Origin of the sequence: Bradyrhizobium sp. in8p8 (assembly GCF_000426845.1) — a bacterium.
GTDB lineage: Bacteria > Pseudomonadota > Alphaproteobacteria > Rhizobiales > Xanthobacteraceae > Bradyrhizobium > Bradyrhizobium japonicum_C.
The window spans coordinates 15759-35185 of the sequence record NZ_AUGD01000020.1 but is presented as its reverse complement, the minus strand read 5'-3'; the positions used below and the strand labels follow the sequence as shown (position 1 = coordinate 35185).

At 63.7% G+C, this 19427-nt stretch carries 21 protein-coding genes; 15 read left to right on the top strand and 6 right to left on the bottom strand.

From position 1 onward, the window contains the following. Positions 1-34 precede the first annotated feature (34 nt). From blaOXA to K408_RS0131695, 3 genes are all read left to right on the top strand, one after another. Complete coding sequence (gene blaOXA / locus K408_RS0131705; RefSeq protein WP_024342478.1) at positions 35-853, top strand: class D beta-lactamase; 819 nt, start codon at positions 35-37, stop codon at positions 851-853. Positions 854-1219: 366 nt separating this feature from the next. Then, on the top strand, positions 1220-2752 hold the full coding sequence (locus K408_RS0131700) for an acyl-CoA carboxylase subunit beta (protein ID WP_024342479.1): 1533 nt from the start codon (positions 1220-1222) through the stop codon (positions 2750-2752). A 108-nt stretch (positions 2753-2860) separates the two neighbouring features. Then, on the top strand, positions 2861-3208 hold the full coding sequence (locus K408_RS0131695) for a hypothetical protein (protein ID WP_024342480.1): 348 nt from the start codon (positions 2861-2863) through the stop codon (positions 3206-3208). A 16-nt stretch (positions 3209-3224) separates the two neighbouring features. Here the strand turns inward: K408_RS0131695 and K408_RS42970 are convergent, their stop codons facing one another. Together K408_RS42970 and K408_RS0131685 are read right to left on the bottom strand one after the other, a co-directional pair. Next, positions 3225-3377, bottom strand: coding sequence for a hypothetical protein (locus K408_RS42970; protein ID WP_196232431.1), 153 nt, complete (start codon positions 3375-3377; stop codon positions 3225-3227). Between the two features lie 91 nt (positions 3378-3468). Then, positions 3469-4122, bottom strand: coding sequence for a glutathione S-transferase family protein (locus K408_RS0131685; RefSeq protein ID WP_024342481.1), 654 nt, complete (start codon positions 4120-4122; stop codon positions 3469-3471). Between the two features lie 132 nt (positions 4123-4254). On the opposite strand from K408_RS0131685, the gene K408_RS0131680 reads away from it, so the two are divergent. Then, the gene (locus tag K408_RS0131680) at positions 4255-4569 is read left to right on the top strand and encodes a hypothetical protein (RefSeq protein ID WP_024342482.1); all 315 of its coding nucleotides are present in this window, start codon (positions 4255-4257) and stop codon (positions 4567-4569) included. Between the two features lie 116 nt (positions 4570-4685). After that, entirely contained in the window at positions 4686-4994 is a 309-nt protein-coding gene (locus tag K408_RS41450; protein WP_080654964.1) for a twin-arginine translocation signal domain-containing protein, read from the top strand. 159 nt (positions 4995-5153) lie between these two features. Here K408_RS41450 and K408_RS0131670 read toward each other — a convergent pair whose 3' ends face one another. The 3 genes from K408_RS0131670 to K408_RS0131660 all read right to left on the bottom strand — a co-directional run bounded on the left by K408_RS0131670 (position 5154) and on the right by K408_RS0131660 (position 7447). Then, a complete protein-coding gene (locus K408_RS0131670; protein WP_024342484.1) occupies positions 5154-5408 on the bottom strand; it encodes a GCG_CRPN prefix-to-repeats domain-containing protein in 255 nt (84 codons plus the stop codon). 192 nt (positions 5409-5600) lie between these two features. Further along, entirely contained in the window at positions 5601-6608 is a 1008-nt protein-coding gene (locus tag K408_RS0131665; RefSeq protein WP_024342485.1) for an alpha/beta fold hydrolase, read from the bottom strand. A 140-nt stretch (positions 6609-6748) separates the two neighbouring features. After that, positions 6749-7447, bottom strand: a complete 699-nt coding sequence (locus K408_RS0131660) for an ArsR/SmtB family transcription factor (protein WP_024342486.1) — start codon at positions 7445-7447, stop codon at positions 6749-6751. A 227-nt stretch (positions 7448-7674) separates the two neighbouring features. Here K408_RS0131660 and K408_RS0131655 point away from each other — a divergent pair, with 227 nt between their 5' ends. The 3 genes from K408_RS0131655 to K408_RS0131645 are packed head-to-tail and all read left to right on the top strand — an operon-like array spanning position 7675 to position 9219. Next, a complete protein-coding gene (locus K408_RS0131655) occupies positions 7675-7983 on the top strand; it encodes an NIPSNAP family protein (RefSeq protein WP_024342487.1) in 309 nt (102 codons plus the stop codon). Positions 7984-8007: 24 nt separating this feature from the next. Further along, entirely contained in the window at positions 8008-8358 is a 351-nt protein-coding gene (locus K408_RS0131650; protein WP_024342488.1) for an antibiotic biosynthesis monooxygenase family protein, read from the top strand. A gap of 51 nt (positions 8359-8409) precedes the next feature. After that, entirely contained in the window at positions 8410-9219 is an 810-nt protein-coding gene (locus K408_RS0131645; protein ID WP_024342489.1) for an isocitrate lyase/PEP mutase family protein, read from the top strand. A gap of 57 nt (positions 9220-9276) precedes the next feature. Here K408_RS0131645 and K408_RS0131640 read toward each other — a convergent pair whose 3' ends face one another. Beyond that, the gene (locus tag K408_RS0131640; RefSeq protein ID WP_024342490.1) at positions 9277-9675 is read right to left on the bottom strand and encodes a hypothetical protein; all 399 of its coding nucleotides are present in this window, start codon (positions 9673-9675) and stop codon (positions 9277-9279) included. 164 nt (positions 9676-9839) lie between these two features. On the opposite strand from K408_RS0131640, the gene K408_RS0131635 reads away from it, so the two are divergent. The 7 genes from K408_RS0131635 to K408_RS0131605 all read left to right on the top strand — a co-directional run bounded on the left by K408_RS0131635 (position 9840) and on the right by K408_RS0131605 (position 19424). Next, entirely contained in the window at positions 9840-10481 is a 642-nt protein-coding gene (locus K408_RS0131635; RefSeq protein ID WP_024342491.1) for a trimeric intracellular cation channel family protein, read from the top strand. Positions 10482-10899: 418 nt separating this feature from the next. Then, complete coding sequence (locus K408_RS0131630) at positions 10900-14391, top strand: indolepyruvate ferredoxin oxidoreductase family protein (protein WP_024342492.1); 3492 nt, start codon at positions 10900-10902, stop codon at positions 14389-14391. Positions 14392-14711: 320 nt separating this feature from the next. Then, complete coding sequence (locus tag K408_RS0131625; protein WP_024342493.1) at positions 14712-15869, top strand: thiolase family protein; 1158 nt, start codon at positions 14712-14714, stop codon at positions 15867-15869. After that, on the top strand, positions 15869-16258 hold the full coding sequence (locus K408_RS0131620) for a Zn-ribbon domain-containing OB-fold protein (protein ID WP_024342494.1): 390 nt from the start codon (positions 15869-15871) through the stop codon (positions 16256-16258). Before K408_RS0131625 ends, K408_RS0131620 begins: the two co-directional genes overlap by 1 nt. A 224-nt stretch (positions 16259-16482) precedes the next feature. Next, the gene (locus K408_RS0131615) at positions 16483-17343 is read left to right on the top strand and encodes a MaoC family dehydratase (RefSeq protein ID WP_024342495.1); all 861 of its coding nucleotides are present in this window, start codon (positions 16483-16485) and stop codon (positions 17341-17343) included. A 142-nt stretch (positions 17344-17485) separates the two neighbouring features. Then, positions 17486-18364, top strand: a complete 879-nt coding sequence (locus K408_RS0131610; RefSeq protein WP_024342496.1) for an SDR family oxidoreductase — start codon at positions 17486-17488, stop codon at positions 18362-18364. Between the two features lie 106 nt (positions 18365-18470). Beyond that, positions 18471-19424: a dihydrodipicolinate synthase family protein gene (locus K408_RS0131605; RefSeq protein ID WP_024342497.1), complete on the top strand. Its 954-nt coding sequence runs from the start codon at positions 18471-18473 to the stop codon at positions 19422-19424. Positions 19425-19427 lie beyond the last annotated feature (3 nt).

Here is a 19427-nt window from a genome sequence, read left to right as displayed (position 1 = left end):
TCGCGCCGGTTCTCCATGCTCACGGATGTCGCTTTTGCTGACCCGTCGTTCTACCCTCGGTCTTCTCGCTGCAGTCTCGGCCCTGCCATCGCGTGCGCTTGCCCATGTCGCGCCGCCGCGCAATGAAATTCGGGAGGGCATCGCAAAGCGCTTCACCGACCTCGGCACGTCAGGCACCTTTGTCGGCTACAAGGTCGAGGACTATCTCGTTGTCGCAAGTGACAAGGAGCGATCGGGTGAGGGCAAGCTGCCGGCCTCGACCTTCAAGATTCCGAACGCGCTGATTGCGCTCGAGACCGGCGTGGTCACTGATCCCGACAAGGACGTGTTTCCCTGGGACGGCGTCAAGCGTCCGATCGAGGCCTGGAACAAGGATCACACGCTGCGCAGTGCGATCGCAGTCAGCGCGGTGCCGGTCTATCAGGAGATTGCGCGCCGCATCGGCCAGGAACGCATGCAGAAATATGTCGACGAGTTCGATTACGGCAATCGCGACATCGGCGGCGGCATCGACCAGTTCTGGCTCACCGGGGCTTTGCGCATCGATCCGGTCGAGCAGATCGACTTCGTCGACAGGCTGCGCCGCCGCGCACTGCCGGTGAGCAAGCGCAGCCAGGATCTCGTCTGCGATATCCTGCCGGTGACCAAGGTCGGCGACAGCGTCATTCGCGCCAAGTCCGGTTTGCTGGGCGCCGAGCGCGGCGAGCCGTCGCTCGGCTGGATGGTCGGCTGGGCCGAGAAGGGCGAGTCGCACACGGTTTTCGCGCTCAACATGGATTGCAAGGAGCCGCGTCTCGTCGGTGAGCGCATGCCACTGACACAGGCCTGCCTTGCCGATATCGGCGCGATCTAGCTCCATCCGCAGCCGCGTCTGCGAACGCAGGCCGAGCAGTTCTCTTGCAGCCATTCCGCCTCGCCGTGAAATCCTGGCTCCCAGGCAGGCAAGCCCGGCCATGGCGATCTTGGGTGCATGTTCATTGAGCCCGTGGCACCGGTCGCGGGCGGGAAGCCGATCTGGTGTCCTGTTGCCGCCGAGCGCGCGAGCTGGGTGACCCCGGCCGATCCATGCTCCATTCCGCCTCCCAGGCAAAACTTTGTATTTCCTTGCGCTTTTACGCTGCTCAAGGCAGCCCTGCAGGCCCGAAAGCCGCTTCCCGGCCCGCAAAATGCCGTGTTAGAACCCCGGCATCGCGTAAGACTTAAGAACTGGCGGGAGCAAATGAAGCACATCCTGGACGCCCTTGAACATCGTCGTGCCGGCGCGAAGCTCGGTGGCGGGGAGAAGCGCATCGAGGCGCAGCACGCCCGCGGCAAGCTGACCGCGCGCGAGCGCATCGAGCTCCTGCTCGACAAGGGATCGTTCGAGGAGTTCGACATGTTCGTCGAGCACCGCTCCACCGAGTTCGGCATGGAGAAGAACAAGATCCCCGGCGACGGCGTCGTCACGGGCTGGGGCACCGTCAACGGCCGCAAGACGTTCGTGTTCGCCAAGGATTTCACGGTGTTCGGCGGCTCGCTGTCGGAAACGCACGCGCTGAAGATCACCAAGCTCCAGGACATGGCGATGAAGGCGAGGGCGCCCATCATCGGCCTTTATGACGCCGGCGGCGCCCGCATCCAGGAGGGCGTCGCCGCGCTCGCCGGCTATTCCTACGTGTTCCGCCGCAACGTGCTGGCCTCGGGCGTGATCCCGCAGATCTCCGTCATCATGGGCCCCTGCGCCGGCGGCGACGTCTATTCGCCGGCCATGACCGACTTCATCTTCATGGTGAAGAACACCAGCTACATGTTCGTGACCGGCCCCGACGTGGTGAAGACCGTCACCAACGAGGTCGTCACGGCGGAAGAGCTCGGTGGCGCCTCGGTGCACGCCACGCGCTCCTCGATCGCGGACGGCGCCTTCGAGAACGACGTCGAGACGCTGTTGCAGATGCGGCGCCTGATCGACTTCCTGCCGTCCAACAACTCCGACGGCGTGCCGGAATGGCCGAGCTTCGATGACATCGAGCGCGTCGACATGTCGCTCGACACGCTGATCCCCGATAATCCGAACAAGCCCTATGACATGAAGGAGCTGATCCTGAAGGTCGTGGACGAGGGCGACTTCTTCGAGATCGCGGAGAGCTTTGCCAAGAACATCGTCACCGGCTTCGGCCGCATCGCGGGGCGCACCGTCGGCTTCGTCGCCAACCAGCCGATGGTGCTCGCCGGCGTGCTCGACTCCGACGCTTCCCGCAAGGCGGCGCGCTTCGTGCGCTTCTGCGACGCCTTCAACATCCCGATCGTCACCTTCGTCGACGTGCCGGGCTTCCTGCCGGGCACCGCGCAGGAATATGGCGGCCTGATCAAGCACGGCGCGAAACTGCTGTTTGCCTATTCGCAGTGCACCGTGCCGCTCGTCACCATCATCACCCGCAAGGCCTATGGCGGCGCCTTCGACGTCATGGCGTCGAAGGAAATCGGCGCCGACATGAACTACGCCTGGCCGACCGCCCAGATCGCGGTGATGGGCGCCAAGGGCGCGGTCGAGATCATCTTCCGCTCAGACATCGGCGACCCCGACAAGATCGCCGCGCGAACGAAGGAATATGAAGACCGCTTCCTGTCGCCCTTCATCGCCGCCGAGCGCGGCTATATCGACGACGTCATCATGCCGCACTCGACCCGCAAACGGATCGCAAGGGCGCTGGCGATGCTGAAGGACAAGAAGACGGAAATGCCGGCGAAGAAGCACGACAATCTGCCGTTGTGAGATGGAAGTGGCCCGGATAAGCGCAGCGACATCCGGGCCCTTACTCAGGTCCCATGTTGCTTTGCTCATGCGGGCTACAGGTCCCTCTGATTTGGCATCCTGGATGCAATGACCGAAGACGATCCGGCTGGCGAGATTTCCGATATCGAAGCGCGGATCGAGGCGCTCGCCGAAATCGCCGAGCGCTGCCGGAAGTACATTCTCGCGTCCAAGATCGCGATCGGCGGCGGGGCGACGCTGTTGTTGGTGACGATCCTCGGCTTTTTTGGCTTCGGTCAGACCGCCGCCTTGGCATCGATCGCGCTGGTGCTGGGCGGGATCGTCTCGCTCGGTTCGAACGTCAGCACGCTGCGGCAGACGGACGAGGCCATCAGTGAGGCGGAGGCGCGGCGTTCGGCGTTGATTGGCAGCATTGATCTCCGCGTCGTTGCCGATGCGCCGCTGAAGCTGGTGTGAGGCGCACCAGCACGCTTCACGCGGCCCGCTTGAACGTCAGCTCCGACAATTCGGTGCGGCACTCGGCTGCGAAGGCTTGAAGCCGCTCGGCGGCCTGCCGGTCGAGGATGGCCTTGGCCAGCCGCTCGGCGCGCGCAATCTGTTGCTTGAGATATTCGATGCGGGGCATGTGGCACCTTTCAGAGGAGTTCTGCGACGAATGGCTTCGTTCCAGCTGGGGCGACTCTAGTCCGAGTGCCTGATTTATTGTGTGAGGCAGATCACGCCCCGCGCCTGGCATCCGCCATAGCAAAATGTGCCATCTGATCGGCATGAGCCTTGGCGAAGGCGGGACGGGCGGTGGCGCGCGCGAGGTAGGCGCGGCAGGCCGGATGGTCCATCAGCCCGTCGAAGCCGTCGGCAGGGCGCAGCACGTCCGCCATCAGGATGTCAGCGACGGAGAAGGAGCCCGCCAGCCATTCGCGGCTGCCGAGCACCGGCTCGAGGTGCTTCAGCCGAAGCTTGAGGAAGTCGTCGACGAATTTCCACGCGGGCGTATCGGTCGGATGGCCCATGAACTGCGACATTGCCCAAGGCAGGCTCGCCATCTCCACCGAATTGAGCGCAGCGAACACCCATTTCGTCGCTTCAGTGCGGCCGCGCGGATCCGTCGGCATCAGCTTCTCGCTCAGTCCGCCGAGATGCAGCAGGATCGCGCCGGTCTCGAAGATCGAAATGTCTCCGTCGGTCAGCCACGGCACCTGGCCGAACGGCTGGTGCGCGATGTGGGCAGGCCCGCGATCCTCGAAAGGCACGCTCGCAACGTGATAGGGCAGGCCGGCTTCCTCCAGTGCCCAGCGCACGCGGAGGTCGCGCACGAAGCCTCGCGGCGCGTCGGGAACCCAATTGAAGGTGGTCAGGGTGAGGTCGGCCATTTGCTGTCTCCGTGTGTTTCGGGATCCAAGCGAAGGACGATCGAAGGCGGCCCGTTCCGACACCGGCACGAACTCTTTTGTCGCCGCTCGCCGAAGCGGCTATCCTGGCTCAAACAATCAGGAGGAAATCCGATGCCCGCTGCCTTCTTCGTCGTTCGCGCCATCGTCACCGATCCCGCCAAGCGCGCCGCCTTCGACCGGTGGTACGAGAGGGAACACCTGCCCGACGCGGTGAAGGCGTTCGGTGTGGCCAAGGCTTGGCGATTCTGGAGTCTGGATGACCCGTCGATTCACCAGGCCATGTATGAATTCGAGGACGAGGCGAAGCTTACGGCTATGCTCGAGGGCGATGTCTTGAAGCAGCTCGTCGCCGACTTCAATCGCGACTGGCCCGACGTCAAGCGCACGCGAGAAATGCTGGTGCTGGCGCAGGCGTTTGCGAGGTAAGCCGAAGACATCTGCTGGGCGCGATAAATCTGAATGCACGATTCAGCCTCGGTTCATGCCGTCACGGCGACACTCCTTCTGCATCACAGGCACGATGATCCAAGAAGGAAGAAGCCATGGAGCGCCGGAGTTTTTTGAAACTTGCATTGGGATTGACGGCGGGCGCCGCCGCCTTCGCCGCATCCGCGGCGCAGGCCGCGCCGCTGTCACCGCATCCGCTCGCTGATCCCGCCCGCATGCCGCAAGGCAATCCCGACGCTCACCCCGCAGTCACTACGGGGGAGGAAGCCGCCGAGCTGACGCCCGAGCAGGTCCACTGGCACGGGCATCGCCGCCACGCGCATGGCCATCACCGCCACTGGGGCTGGCACCGCCGTCATTGGCGCCGGCATCGCCGACGCTGGCACCGCCGCCATCATTGGTAAGGAATCCAAGTCGAGGACTGGATGGGGATCGCCACTGGCGGTCCTCTTTCGATTCCGACGCGCGTCAGTTCAACGGCGGATGGGCCGTGGGCCGCACCCACAAAAAAGGCCGCGCAGGCTCCCGCCGCGCGGCCATTCTGCAACGAAAATGGAGGGATATCAGAACGGGCGGCAGCGACCGGCGTACCAGCGGAAGCCGTAGGGGCACACGCGGGCGCGCGGCACCACGACGACCGGTGCCGGGGCGATCACCACGGGTGCCGGGCGCACGACCACAGCGCCACGCATCGGGCGGCAATTACCGTAAGGACCGCGATAGAACCCTCGGCCGCAGCCTTCAGCTGCGCTGGCAGCTTCGCTGAAACCGACCACGGCCGCGCTTGCGAGCATGACGGCGGCAAACAGGTATTTCATTGAATTCTTCCTTCTTGTCCTTTGAGGCAGGCACAGGGGCATGGCGCTTCTGGCGCACAATGAATCAAGCGACACGATTCGACACGTTAAAATCCTGCAACATGCCGACACGTAGCGATCCAAACCTGCCAATCATGACCTGAATGCGGCATGAACGTTCTCCGCATGCGGCTTCAGGCGACGTCGGCGGCGCTAGCGGCCGAGAAAGCCCAGCACCAGCTCCCTATACCTCTCCGGCGCTTCAAGGAAGACGAGATGGCCGGTGTCCGGGATTACCTCCGCCCGCGCATTCCGCATCGTCGCGGCCAGCATCTTCGCCAGTTCAGCGTTCTGCCCCATCTTGGCCCGCAGCGCCTCCGGCGCGAGCGGCCGGCCGGGAGCATTGTGATCGTCGGCGCCCATGATGAACAGGGTCGGCAGCGCGATGAGCGGGATCTCGTGCGCGACCGGCTCGCGGTAGATCATCTGGCCGGAGCTGACGAAGGCGCGCAGCCAGCGCGGATAATCCGGGCTGCCCTTGATGTTGAAGCGGGCATCGATGAACGGCGTGATTGCGTCCGCCGGCAGCTTGATCGCGTAGTTGGTCTGGAGCTGCTTCCGGTAGCCCTCCGCCGTGAGCTTGTCCTCGGTCTCCATCATCTTCTCTGTCGGCGTCGGCGGCACGTAGAGGCGGTAGTCCTCGAGTCCGATCGGCGCGGTCAGCACCAGATGGGCAACGCGGTTCGGGTAGGCCCGCGCGATGCGCACGCCCAGCATGCCGCCAAGCGAATGGGCGACGATCTCGGCTTTGTCGATCTTGAGATGATCGAGCAGTGCCATGGTGTTGCGCGCCAGATTGTCGAAGTGCAGCTCGCCCGCCGGCTTGGAGGATTTGCCGAAGCCGATCTGGTCCGGAACCACGACGCGATAACCCGCCTCGCTCAGCATCTCGATCACAGGCGCCCAGTAGCTCGATGGGAAATTGCGCCCATGCAGCAGCACCACGGTGCGGCCGTTCGGCTGAGCCGCGGCGACATCCATATAGGCCATGCTGAGAGGCTCGCCGTCGTTGACGACCGGGATGAAATGCACGGGGTAGGGATAGGCGAAGCCTTCGAGCGCGATGCCATAGGGCTCGCGAGGCTTCGTATCGGCGGCGTGGGATGCAAGCGGGATGCTGAAGAGGACGGCAGCAAGTGCAGTCGAGAAGATGCGGTTCATCAAAATCTCCGTCATGCCCGGGCTCGTCCCAGGCATCCACGTGCCAGCCGCAATAAAGACGTGGATGGCCGGGTCAAGCCCGGCCATGACGAGAGGAGGAGTTCACACGGGATTGTGTGCCGTCGCGAGGGCTCGCGTGATCAGTCCCGCCGATTCCCGAACAGCGCGGCGAATTGCTTCTCGCCGATACGGGTGAAATTCACCACGCGGCTGCCCGGCGTGGCATCGCGCGTGGCCCATTTCAGCTCGGCAAAGCGTTGCATCAGGGTCGCGCCCAGCATGCCGGCGAGATGGTGACGCCGCTCGCTCCAGTCCAGGCAGGCCTTGCAAACCGGGCGGCGCGGGTGGCTGAGCATGTCGGGGGAGATCTGCAGATGTTTGGCAAGGAAACGCGCCCCCTCGGTGGTGAGCTCGATGTCCTGTTTCTTCTGCCTGACCAGCTGCCGCTGTCGCAGCGAGTCCAGCATCTGCACGCCGAGATCGCCGGCGAGGTGATCGTAGCAAATCCGCGCGCGCCGCAGCGCCGGGTCCTTCGGTCCGGTACGCACCCGCATGTGGCCGGTGCGCGCGGCAAGTCCCGCAAGCCCCTCGAGCACGCCGGCGACGTCGTCGTCGGTGAGGCGGTAGTAGCGATGCCGGCCCTGCTTCTCCGGCGCGACGAGGCCGCCTGCCTCCAGCTTCGAAAGATGCGAGCTCGCGGTCTGCGGTGTGATGCCGGCCTCCTGCGCCAACTCGCTCGCAGTGAGCGCGCGGCCGTTCATCAGCGCGGTCAGCATATTGGCGCGGGCGGGGTCGCCGACCAACGAGGCGACCATGGCGATGTCTGGGCCTGCCTTCATAGTTCGATGATAGGCGAAGCATTGTAGCGAGGCAAGCGCGTAGTCCTCACTCAAGTCGTCATTGCGAGCAACCCGTGACAGAATTGCCAAGCAATTTTGCACTGGCGACGAAGCAATCCAGACTGTCCCAGCGGAGGGATTCCTGGATTGCTTCGCGAAGCCTGTCATCGGGCCGCGCTTCGCGCGGACCCGTTGGCTCGCAATGACGGAGCAACGAGGAGAACCCCATGTCCGTTACCGTGTTCATCCGTTACCAGCTAGATCCCTTCAAGCGGGCGCAATTCGAGGAATATTCGAAGCGCTGGCTTACCATCATCCCGCGATGCGGCGGCGACTTGATCGGCTATTTCATGCCGCATGAGGGCACCAACAACATCGCGTCCGCCCTGATCTCGTTCGAGAGCCTGGCGGCCTACGAGGCCTATCGCAAACGGCTGCGGGTCGATCTCGACGGCATGGCAAACTTCAATTTTGCCGAGTCTGAGAAATTCATCCTCGCCGAAGAGCGCACATTCCTGCGCAAGGTGGTATTGTAGGCCAACCAACAGCAGGAGACGCCTATGATCGCCGTGATCTTCGAGGTCTGGCCCAAGCCGGAACATCGCCAGGACTATTTCGACCTTGCGGCGGATCTGAAGCCTCTGCTGCAAACCATGGACGGCTTTATCTCGGTCGAACGCTTCGAGAGCCTGAGCGAGAAGGGCAAGATTCTATCGGTGTCGTTCTGGCGGGATGAGGGCGCGGTCGAGGCTTGGCGCAACACGATCGAGCATCGCCGCACGCAGGCGAAAGGCCGTGCCAAGATCTTCTCGGACTATCATCTGCGCATTGCGAGCGTCATTCGTGACTACAGCATGACCGATCGTGAGCAGGCGCCGAAGGACAGCCGCGCGGTGCACGATGCGCACTAGCGCACTTGAAAACGCGCGCCTATGTCTGCGCGGCCAACGAGGGAGAGATTCATGCATGTGACAACTGCTGACAAGCGCGCGGCGTTCAGGAAGATGCACGAGAGCGGCTGCTTCATCCTGCCCAATCCGGTCGATGTCGGCAGCGCCAAAGCGCTGCAGCATCTCGGCTTCAAGGCGATCGCGTCATCGAGCGCGGGCTTTGCCTGGACCATCGGCAAGGCCGACAATCACGTCACCGTCGAGGACGTCTGTCAGCATCTGGCAGCATTGAGTTCGGCGGTCGACATTCCCGTGAATGCGGATTTCGAGGGCGGCTTTGCGGTTGAGCCGGACAGGGTCGCCGACAATGTCGAGCGCTGCGTGCGCACCGGTGTCGCGGGCCTGTCTATCGAAGATTCAACCGGAGACAAGAACAATCCGCTCTATGACCACAGTCTCGCAACCGAGCGCATCAAGGCCTCGCGCAAGGCGATCGGCGACAGTGGCACGCTGTTGGTCGGCCGATGCGAGGCTTATCTCTGGGGTGTCACCGACCTTACGCTCGTCATCGATCGGCTGACCGCATACGCCGATGCCGGCGCCGACTGTCTCTACGCGCCGGGTTTGAAGAGCCGCGAAGACATCGCTGCGGTGGTGAAGGCGGTACATCCCAAGCCGTTCAATCTCCTGATCGGCGCGTCCGGGCTCTCCCTGCAGGAAGCCCAGGATCTCGGCGTGCGCCGCATCAGTGTGGGAGGCTCGCTCGCCCGCGTCGCCTGGGGCGGCTTCATGCGCGCCGCAAAGGAGATGGCCGAGAAGGGAACGTTCACCGAGCTCGGCAGCGGCTATCCTGGCGGCGAGCTCAACAAGATGTTCAGCTAGGCAAACGAAAAGCGGCGGGACCTTGCATCCCGCCGCTCACCCATCTCACTGAAACTGTCACTTCGCGCCGTCAGGCGGCGTCTGCGACTCCGGCGCCGGGGCAGCCGGTCTGCTCGGTGCAGCACCCGTCGTTACGCCCGGCTCGGTGTTGTTCCGCGGCGTCACGTCTCGCATGCCGGGAGGTGCAGCCGGATTGGAAGGCGCCTGTTGAGCGGTTTGCGAGGCCGGCGTGTTGCTGGCCTGATTGGTCGTGCTGGTATTGTTCAGGCCGTAGAACATGGCGCCCAGCACCAGGGCGATCGCCACTGCAAACACCGCGATCTTGCCGCTGGAAGCAGGGCCTTCGCCAAGTTGGGGATCGGCCTGAAGGTCGGTATCCCGGCGCGCCGTGCGAGAATACTCATCATCGGCGAGGTTCGGGCGGTACGGATCGTTGGGAAAACGGTCGTCAGCCATCGATTGGATCTCCTCGGGTTATGACGGCAAGACAACCCTTAGCTGCGACATTCCGTTCCGCGCCACCTTATGCTTTCGTCGCATGTTGCTGACCCGTGGGGAATCGGGAACCTGTTCGGCAGGAACTGCGCCCAAGTTCCATGTCCGGAGAAGGGGAACAACCGATGTGGAGCTTGCCGCCGACCGACAGCGTGCTGCATGTTCTGGCACTCGTCGCCATCACTGCGGAGGGGATGACGGCGGCGCTCGCCGCGGGCCGGCGCAGCATGGACTATGTCGGCGTTTGTCTGCTCGCCTGCATCACCGCGCTCGGCGGCGGCACGCTGCGCGATCTGTTTCTCGGTCACTATCCGCTGGTCTGGGTGGCCAATCCAATCTACCTCGCACTGCCGGGTGGAGCGGCGCTGCTGACCATCCTGATCGCGCGGCTGGTGCATCGGCTGCACCTCGCCTTCATCGTGCTCGATGCCATCGGGCTCGTCGTGTTCACCATGATCGGCTGCAACGTCGGCTGGCAGATGGATGCCTCGCTGCCGATCGTGATCGTCTCGGGCATGGTGACCGGCTGCGCCGGCGGCGTGTTGCGCGACGTGCTCTGCAACGATGTGCCGCTGCTGTTTCGGTCCGAGCTCTATGCAAGCGTCTCGGTCGTGACAGGGTTGTTCTATGCGACGGCGTTCGGCCTCAATCTCAACGCCGAACTCTGGACGATTTTGACCTTCGTCCTCGGCCTCAGCTTCCGCCTGCTCGCGGTGCGCTACAAATGGGAAATGCCGAAATTCGTCTTTACGGGAGACGAGCGTTAGCGCTTCGCTCACTTGGAATGTCGGAGCCATGCCATCTACAGCGTCATGGCGGTCTCCTCCTGCCATCCGCGACCTCTGCAACCGCACTGCACAACGTCGGGTCCGCAAGCGCCAAGCTAGTCAGAAACGTCCGTTCGAGGGACCTTCCCTGCGACCAATCGCCGTCACCCGCACGATGGGGATGTCCGTTCATTTCGCGGCGGCGGGGGTATTGTGACACAAACTGAAAACGCCCGGCGTGTTTCGGGCCACGAAGTTGCGATTTTTGCCCGGCGCGCCCTTCGGTCCAGATTTGTGGTGCGGATCATGAAATATCCGACATAGAGTGGCGGCGGTGGTCGGCGCGCCCTAGCTAAAAACAACGGGAAGGCAACGGCTTAAGTCAGCAAGACTTGAACAGGGCGGTAGCGAGGACAGCATGGGCATAAACCAGGGTCCGATCAGTCTCGATCAAAAATACACCCAGCAGACGGGACACGTCTTCACCACCGGCATCCAGGCCCTGGTGCGCTTACCGATGGCGCAGATCCGGCGCGACCGCGCCAATGGCCTCAATACCGCCGGCTTCATCTCCGGCTATCGCGGCTCGCCGCTCGGAGGCTATGACCAACAGCTCTTCGCCGCGCGCAAGCACCTCGAACAGTACAACATCAAGTTCCAGCCCGGCGTGAACGAGGATCTGGCGGCCACCGCCGTCTGGGGATCGCAGCAGCTCAACCTCTCGCCCGGCGCCAAGTACGACGGCGTCGTCGGCATCTGGTACGGCAAGGGCCCCGGCGTCGACCGCTGCGGCGACGTGTTCCGCCACGGCAATGCCGCCGGCTCGGCCAGGAACGGAGGCGTACTGTGCCTCGCCGGTGACGACCACGGCGCAAAGTCCTCGACTGTCCCGCATCAGTCCGACCACGCCTTCATGTCTGCACTGATGCCGTATCTCTATCCCTCGAGCATCCACGAGATGATCGAGATGGGCCTGCTCGGCATCGCGATGTCGCGCTATTCCGGCTGCTGGGTCGGCATGAAGGTGATCACGGAGACGGTGGAGACCACCGCCGAGATCGATCTCAGCGACGAGATGAAGCCCTTCATCATCCCGACCGACTTCGAGCTGCCGCCCGGCGGCCTCAACCTGCGCTGGCCCGACGACCGTTTCGAGCAGGACCGCCGCCTGCAGGACTACAAGGGCTTTGCCGCCATCGCCTTCGCGCGCGCCAACAAGGTCAACCGGATCACCATGGATTCGCCGAACGCACGCTTCGGCATCATGGCGTCGGGCAAGAGCTACGAAGACGTCCGCCAGGCGTTGCGCGAGCTCGGGATTACCGAGGAGGTCGCCGCCAAGATCGGACTGCGCCTCTACAAGATCGGGATGCCCTGGCCGCTGGAGCCGGAAGGCGTGCATCAATTCGCCGTCGGTCTCGAGGAGATTCTCATCATCGAGGAGCGCCGCGAGATCGTCGAGAACCAGGTCAAGCAGGTGCTGTTCAACTGGCGCGACGACGTCCGCCCGCGCATCGTCGGCAAGATGGACGAGCACGACAAGCGCTTCCTCACCTTCGCCGCGGAGCTCAGCGTCGCTTCACTTGCGACCTCGCTCACCGAGCGTCTGCTCCGGCTTGATCTCAACCCCGAGATTGCGGAGATGCTTCGCGCCAAGGCCGATTGGTTCAACGGCCGTCAGGCGTCGCAGATGATCCCGACTGCGCCCGTCTCCCGCACGCCGTATTTTTGCTCCGGCTGTCCCCACAACACGTCGACCAAGGTCCCCGAAGGAAGCCGCGCGCTTGCCGGCATCGGCTGTCACTTCATGGCGCTGTGGATGGACCGCTCGACGGAGACCTTCACCCATATGGGCGGCGAGGGCGTGCCGTGGGTCGGCATCGCGCCCTTCACCAACGAAAACCACATCTTCGCCAATCTCGGCGACGGCACCTATTTCCACTCGGGAATTCTGGCGATCCGTCAGGCGGTCGCCTCCAAGGCCAATATCACCTACAAGATCCTCTACAATGACGCCGTCGCCATGACCGGTGGCCAGCGCCATGACGGCGATCTCTCGCCGCAACAGATCACCCATCAGCTCCACGCCGAAGGCATCCGCGAGATCTATCTGGTCTCCGAGGCGCCCGATGCCTATCCGGCCGATACCATTGCGCCCGGCGTGAAGAAATATCATCGCGACGAGCTCCAGAACGTCATGAAGATGTGCCGCGAGTTCAAGGGGACCTCGGCGATATTGTTCGTGCAAACCTGCGCGGCCGAGAAGCGCCGCCGCCGCAAGCGCGGCCTGATGGAGGATCCGGCGCGCCGCGTCATGATCAATCCCGCGGTCTGCGAAGGCTGCGGCGATTGCTCGGTGCAGTCGAACTGCATTTCGGTCGAGCCGCTGGAAACCGAGTTTGGCCGCAAGCGTGCCATCAACCAATCGTCCTGCAACAAGGATTATTCGTGCCTGAAGGGCTTCTGCCCGTCTTTCGTCACCGTGGACGGAGGCAAGCCGCGCCACCGCGCACCCGCGGAACTCGCCGACATCGGTGAGCTTCCGGAGCCGGCCTCGCGGCCCACACTGGACAAGCCCTACAATATCGCAGTCGGCGGTGTCGGCGGCACCGGAGTTCTCACCATCGGCGCGCTGCTCGGCATGGCCGCGCATATCGAGGGCAAGGCTTCGATGATCCTCGACATGTCGGGCCTGGCGCAGAAGGGCGGCGCCGTGCTCAGCCATGTTCGCCTGTCGGATCATCCCGCGGAGGTAACCTGCTCGCGCATCGTCACCGGTACGGCGGACCTCGTGCTTGCCGCGGACGAGGTGGTCGCGGTCGCCAAGGACACGATCTCGCTCTGCGACACCAGCCGCACCCGCGGCATCATCAACAGCCATGTCATTCCGACCGCCGACTTCGTCCTCAACCGCGATTTCAACTTCCAGACTCGGAAGCTGCACGCGCTGCTGGAGACCGCGCTCCACAAGGACTCCGTCTTCTTCGACTTCACCAAGCCGGCCGAGCAGCTCCTCGGCGATGCCATCGCCACCAACATGATGATGATGGGGTACGCCTATCAGAAGGGTCTCTTCCCGCTCTCGGCGGAGTCCATCGAGCAAGCGATCGAGGTCAACGGTGTCTCGATCAAGATGAACAAGGAAGCTTTCCGCCTCGGCCGCCTCGCGGTCGCCGATCCGAAGCGACTTTCCGACATGCTCAAGGGGACGGACGAGGTGGTCGCGCCCAAGACCCTGGACGCGATGACGCTGGATGAGGTCATCGAGCATCGCGCCAAGCATCTCACGGCATATCAGAACAGCCGTCTCGCCAGGCGCTATCGCAAGCTGGTCGACCAAGTCCGAGATGCCGCGGTGAAGGGCGGCTATGGCGACGCGCTGCCGCGCGCCGTCGCGGTGAACTATGCCAAGCTGCTCGCCTACAAGGACGAGTACGAAGTCGCGCGTCTCTACACCGACGGCGCCTTCGAACAGCAGCTCCGCGAGCAGTTCGAGGGCGACTTCACATTCAACTTCAACCTGGCGCCGCCGATCCTGGCGCGTGGCGTCGATGCCCTCGGCCGCCCGAAGAAGCGCACCTTCGGCCCGTGGATGCTGAACGTTTTCCGCGTGCTGGCAAAGTTCAAGTTCCTGCGCGGCACCCCCTTCGACGTCTTCGGTCGCAGCGCCGACCGCAAGCTCGAGCGCGACCTCATCGCCGGCTACGAGAAGGATGTCGCCACCGTGCTCGGCCTCCTATCGCCGGTGACGATCGACACCGCGGTCGAACTGCTCTCGCTGCCTGATCGCATCCGCGGCTACGGCCCGGTGAAGGAGAAGGCGGTGGCGGATGCAAAGGCTCGCTACGCCCAGCTCGCGGCGGACTTGGCAACCCCGCCGCCTGCGCCCAGACAGATCGCGGCGGAGTAGGGCAGTCTCGTAGGTGGGTTAGCTCCGTAGACAGCCACTTCTCCGTCCACGCGGAAAGCCAAGAGGTGGTTACGCCTTCAGCTAACCCACCGAAGAATTCCCGTGTGAAATCAACCACCGTTCTACTGTGCATGGGGTTGTTTTGCAGAATGGATGATCGGCGGCTCCGTTCGCAATGACGACGCGGAGGCCGGCGAGAACCTCTCCACTTGCGCCCACTCGCTGCCCTCTCGCGGGGCGGAATATTTCCACGCTTGCCAATCAGCCCACCGCGGTTCAGAAAAACCACGCAACAAGAAACGCGAGCGGAGACCTGAAGTTTGACCATCAAGGGCAAGGCCTACATTGCCGGGATCTACGAACACCCGACCCGGCATGCGCCGGACAAATCCACCGCCCAGCTCCACGCCGAGGTCGCCAAGGGCGCGATCGAGGATGCCGGGATCAGCAAGGACGACATCGACGGCTATTTCTGCGCGGGCGATGCCCCCGGCGGCGCCTGGCCGATGGTCGATTATCTCGGCCTCAACACCAAGAAGCTCCGCCATGTCGATTCCACCGAGACCGGCGGCTGTTCCTACATCATCCATCTCGGCCATGCCGCCGAGGCGATCGCGGCGGGCAAATGCTCGATCGCGCTGATCACGCTGGCCGGCAAGCCGCGCACCGGCGCGATGCCGCCGCGGGCGCAGGGCGCCGAAGCCGATTTCGAGACCGCCTACGGCGCGACCACCCACAATGCCTATGGCATGTGTGCCATGCGCCATATGCACGACTATGGCACCACCAGCGAGCAGCTCGCCTGGATCAAGGTCGCGGCCTCGCACCACGCGCAGTACAATCCGCATGCGATGCTCAAGGACGTCGTCACCGTTGAGGACGTCCTGAATTCGCCGATGATCTCCGATCCCTTGCATCGCATGGATTGCTGCGTCGTCTCCGACGGCGGCGGCGCAATGATCGTGACGACGCCCGAGATCGCCAAGAGTTTGAAGAAGCCGCTGGTGCGGCTCATCGGTCACGGCGAGGCGATGAAGGGCCCGCGCGGCGGCAAGGACCTCGATCTTACATACTCCGCCGGCGTCTGGTCCGGCCCGCGTGCGTTCGAGGAAGCCGGCATCACGCCGAAGGACATCAAGTACGCCTCCATCTACGACAGCTTCACCATCACAGTCCTGATGCAGCTGGAAGACCTCGGCTTCTGCAAGAAGGGCGAGGGCGGCAAGTTCGTCGCCGACGGCAACCTCATCTCGGGCGTCGGCAAGCTGCCGTTCAACACCGACGGCGGTGGTCTTTGCAGCAACCATCCCGTCAACCGCGGCGGCATGACCAAGATCCTCGAGGCCGTGCGCCAGCTGCGCGGTGAGGCGCATCCGAAGGTGCAGGTCAAGAATTGCGATCTCGCCATCGCCCACGGCACTGGCGGGCTTCTCGGCGTCCGCCACGCCGCGTCGACGGCCATTCTGGAGCGCGTGTGATGAGCGAAGCAAAGAAGTATCCGGCCCCGGTGACGAATCCGGAGACCGCAGCGTTCTGGGACGCCGCCAAGCAGGGCAAGTTCATGATCAAACGCTGCACCGCGTGCGGCGAAGCCCATTACTTCCCGCGTTCGATCTGTCCGTTCTGCTACTCGGACAAGACGGTGTGGGAGGAAGCGTCGGGCGAGGGCACGATCTACACCTACAGCCTGATGCGGAAGTCGCCGACCGGTCCTTACGCGATCGGCTACGTCACGCTGAAGGAGGGGCCGTCGGTGCAGACCAATTTCGTCGACTGCGATCTCGAACAGCTGAAGATCGGGCAGAAGGTGAAGGTAGTGTTCAAGCCGACCGACGGCGCGCCGCTGCCGTTCTTCACGCCGGCCTGACGCGAAAACAAGGTGTAACCCTCTCCCCTTGTGGGAGAGGGTGGCAGCCGAAGGCTGCCGGGTGAGGGGTCTCTCTCAACACGAGAAGTGTCACTGCGGAGCCAACCGTCACCCGAGTGAGTTTGTTGCAAGGGCGGTGCGGCCCTCTCCCACAAGGGGAGAGGGCACAATCAACGGGCATCGCCGCCTGCGGATAAGAAACTCGGAGAGGAAGACAAAACAACATGTCCGCCAGATATGAAGAACTCAAGGGCCTGAAGAACATCGGCCAGAAATATGCCTACACCGACCGCGAAGTCATGCTCTACGCCTACGGCATCGGGCTCGGCGCCGATCCGATGGATGAGAAGGAACTCGCCTTCGTCAACGAGGGCACCTACACGCCGCGACCGCTGAAGGTGGTGCCGACATTTGCGTCCGTGGCCGCCTGGGGCTCAGGTCCGGGCGAGATGAACCTCAACCGCGTCATGGTTGTCGACGGCGAGCGCGACATCACCTTTCATCAGCCGCTGCCGGTGGAAGCGAATATCACCGCCGATTCCTCCGTGCTCGAAGTCTACGACAAGGGCAAGGACAAGGGCGTCGTCATCGTTCACCAGACCGTACTGAAGAACGAGAAGGGCGAGAAGCTGGCAACGCTGGTCGCCTCGCGCTTCGCGCGCGGCGATGGTGGCTTCGGCGGGCCGAACCTGACGCAGCCTGATCCGCACAAGATTCCCTCGCGCAGCCCAGACAAGACCATCGATATCACGACGCGCCCCGATCAGGCGCTGGTCTATCGCCTTTGCGGCGACCGCAATCCGCTGCACTCGGATCCCGAGTTTGCCAAGAAAGCCGGCTTCCCGCGCCCCATCCTGCACGGGATGTGCACCTACGGCATTACCTGCCGCGGCGTGCTCCAGACCTATGCCGATTACGATGCCAGCGCTTTCCGCCAGCACGTCGCGCGGTTTTCTTCCCCCGTCTATCCCGGCGAGACCGTAACCATGGACCTCTGGAAAGACGGCAACGTGATCTCGTTCGAAGCCAAGGTAAAGTCGCGCGGCGTCACAGTGATCAAGAACGGCAAGACGGTCCTGGGTTAGCGCTCTCCGCCATTCCGGGGCGCGCGATGCGCGAACTATGGTGCGCAGTGCGCACCCGAGAATCTCGCGCTAATAGTTCCGGATTCCGGGCTCAGCCCTGCGCGATCCCCCGGAATGACAAAGAAAACAGGGAGAAACCACCATGGGACTACTCGACGGAAAGGTTGCGCTGATCACCGGCGCGGGTGGCGGGCTCGGTGAAGCCTACGCAAAGCTGTTCGCGCGGGAAGGGGCCTCCGTCGTCGTCAACGACCTCGGCGGGCCCCGAGACGGCTCCGGCGCCGACAAGTCCATGGCGCAACAGGTCGTGGACGCAATTACGGCGGAAGGCGGCAAGGCGGTCGCCAACGGGGCCGACATCTCCACCATGGAGGGCGGTCAGTCGGTGTTCGACGATGCCATTAAGCACTTCGGCCGCGCCGACATCCTCGTCAACAACGCCGGCATCCTGCGCGACCAGACCTTTGCCAAGGCCTCCGAGGCCGATTGGGACAAGGTCATCAAGGTGCATCTGAAGGGCACCTTCTGTTGCACCCTTCCGGTGTTTCGCTGGATGCGGGAGAACGGGGGCGGCGTCATCGTCAACACCTCTTCGACCTCGGGCCTGATCGGCAATTTCGGCCAGACCAATTACGGCGCGGCCAAGGGCGGGATCTGGGGCCTGTCCAACGTGTTGGCGATCGAAGGCCGGAAGTACAACATCCGGATCTGGACGCTGGCGCCGGGGGCCCTGACCCGCATGACCGCAGACCTGCCCCGCTATAAGGAGAACCCCGGTGCGGCGCTGGGGCCGGACGGCATCGCGCCGGCCGTGCTATACATGGTCAGCGATTTGTCGGGTGACCAGACCGGCAAGGTGCTGGGCGTCTCCGGGCCGCGCGGCGTGCGCGAGATGCGGATGATGGAAATGGAAGGCTGGAAGCCGCCGCATTCGGGCTGGAAGGCCCAGGACATCGTCGATCACGCCAAGGAGATTTTCTTCTCCGAGGAGCAGATCAAGATGGGGGCGAGGCGGTTTTAGCTTTCCCGTCATTCCGCGGCGTGCGAAGCACGAACCCGGAGTATCGAGATTCCGGGTTCGGCTCTTCGAGCCGCCCGGAATGACGAACATTGAGATAGGGAAGACGATGAAACTCACCGCCGAGGCCAAGGGCACTTTCGCAATCGCGCCGACGCCGTTCCACGACGATGGCCGGATCGACGAGCGCTCGATCGACCGCCTGACCGACTTCTACGAGGAAGTCGGCTGCGACGGCGTAACGGTGCTCGGCATTCTCGGCGAGGCCCCCAAGCTCGATGCTGCCGAGGCCGAGCAGGTGGCGGTGCGCTTCGTCAAGCGCGCCAAGAAGATGCAGGTGATCGTCGGCGTCTCTGCACCGGGCTTTGCCACCATGCGCTCGCTGGCGAGGGCTTCAATGGATGCGGGCGCGGCGGGCGTCATGATCGCGCCGCCGCCCTCGCTTCGCACCGACGATCAGATTGTCGGCTATTTCAAGCAGGCCGCGGAGGCGATCGGCCCCGACGTGCCCTGGGTGCTCCAGGATTATCCGCTGACCCTGTCGGTGGTGTTCACGCCTGCCGTGATCCGCAAGATCGTCATGGACAACCCGAACTGCGTGATGCTCAAGCACGAGGACTGGCCAGGGCTTGAGAAGATCTCGGCGCTTCGCAACTTCCAGAAGGACGGATCGTTGCGGCCGCTCTCGATCCTCTGCGGCAACGGCGGGCTGTTCCTGGATTTCGAGATGGAGCGGGGCGCCGACGGCGCCATGACCGGTTACGCCTTCCCCGAGCTTCTGATCGACGTCGTGCGGCTGTCGAAGGAGGGCAAGCGCGACGCCGCGCATGATCTGTTCGACGCGCATCTTCCGCTGATCCGCTATGAGCAGCAACCCGGCGCGGGCCTTGCCGTGCGCAAATACGTGCTGCAGAAGCGCGGCGTCATTGCCTCCAGCGCCCAGCGCAAGCCCGGCGCGACAATCACGGCGGCGGCGAAGGCCGAGGTCGAGTACCTGCTGTCGCGCGTCGCCCGTGTCGACAAGCGCGCCAATCTCGGCCCGCAATCCAGCGCCGCAGGTTAGTTG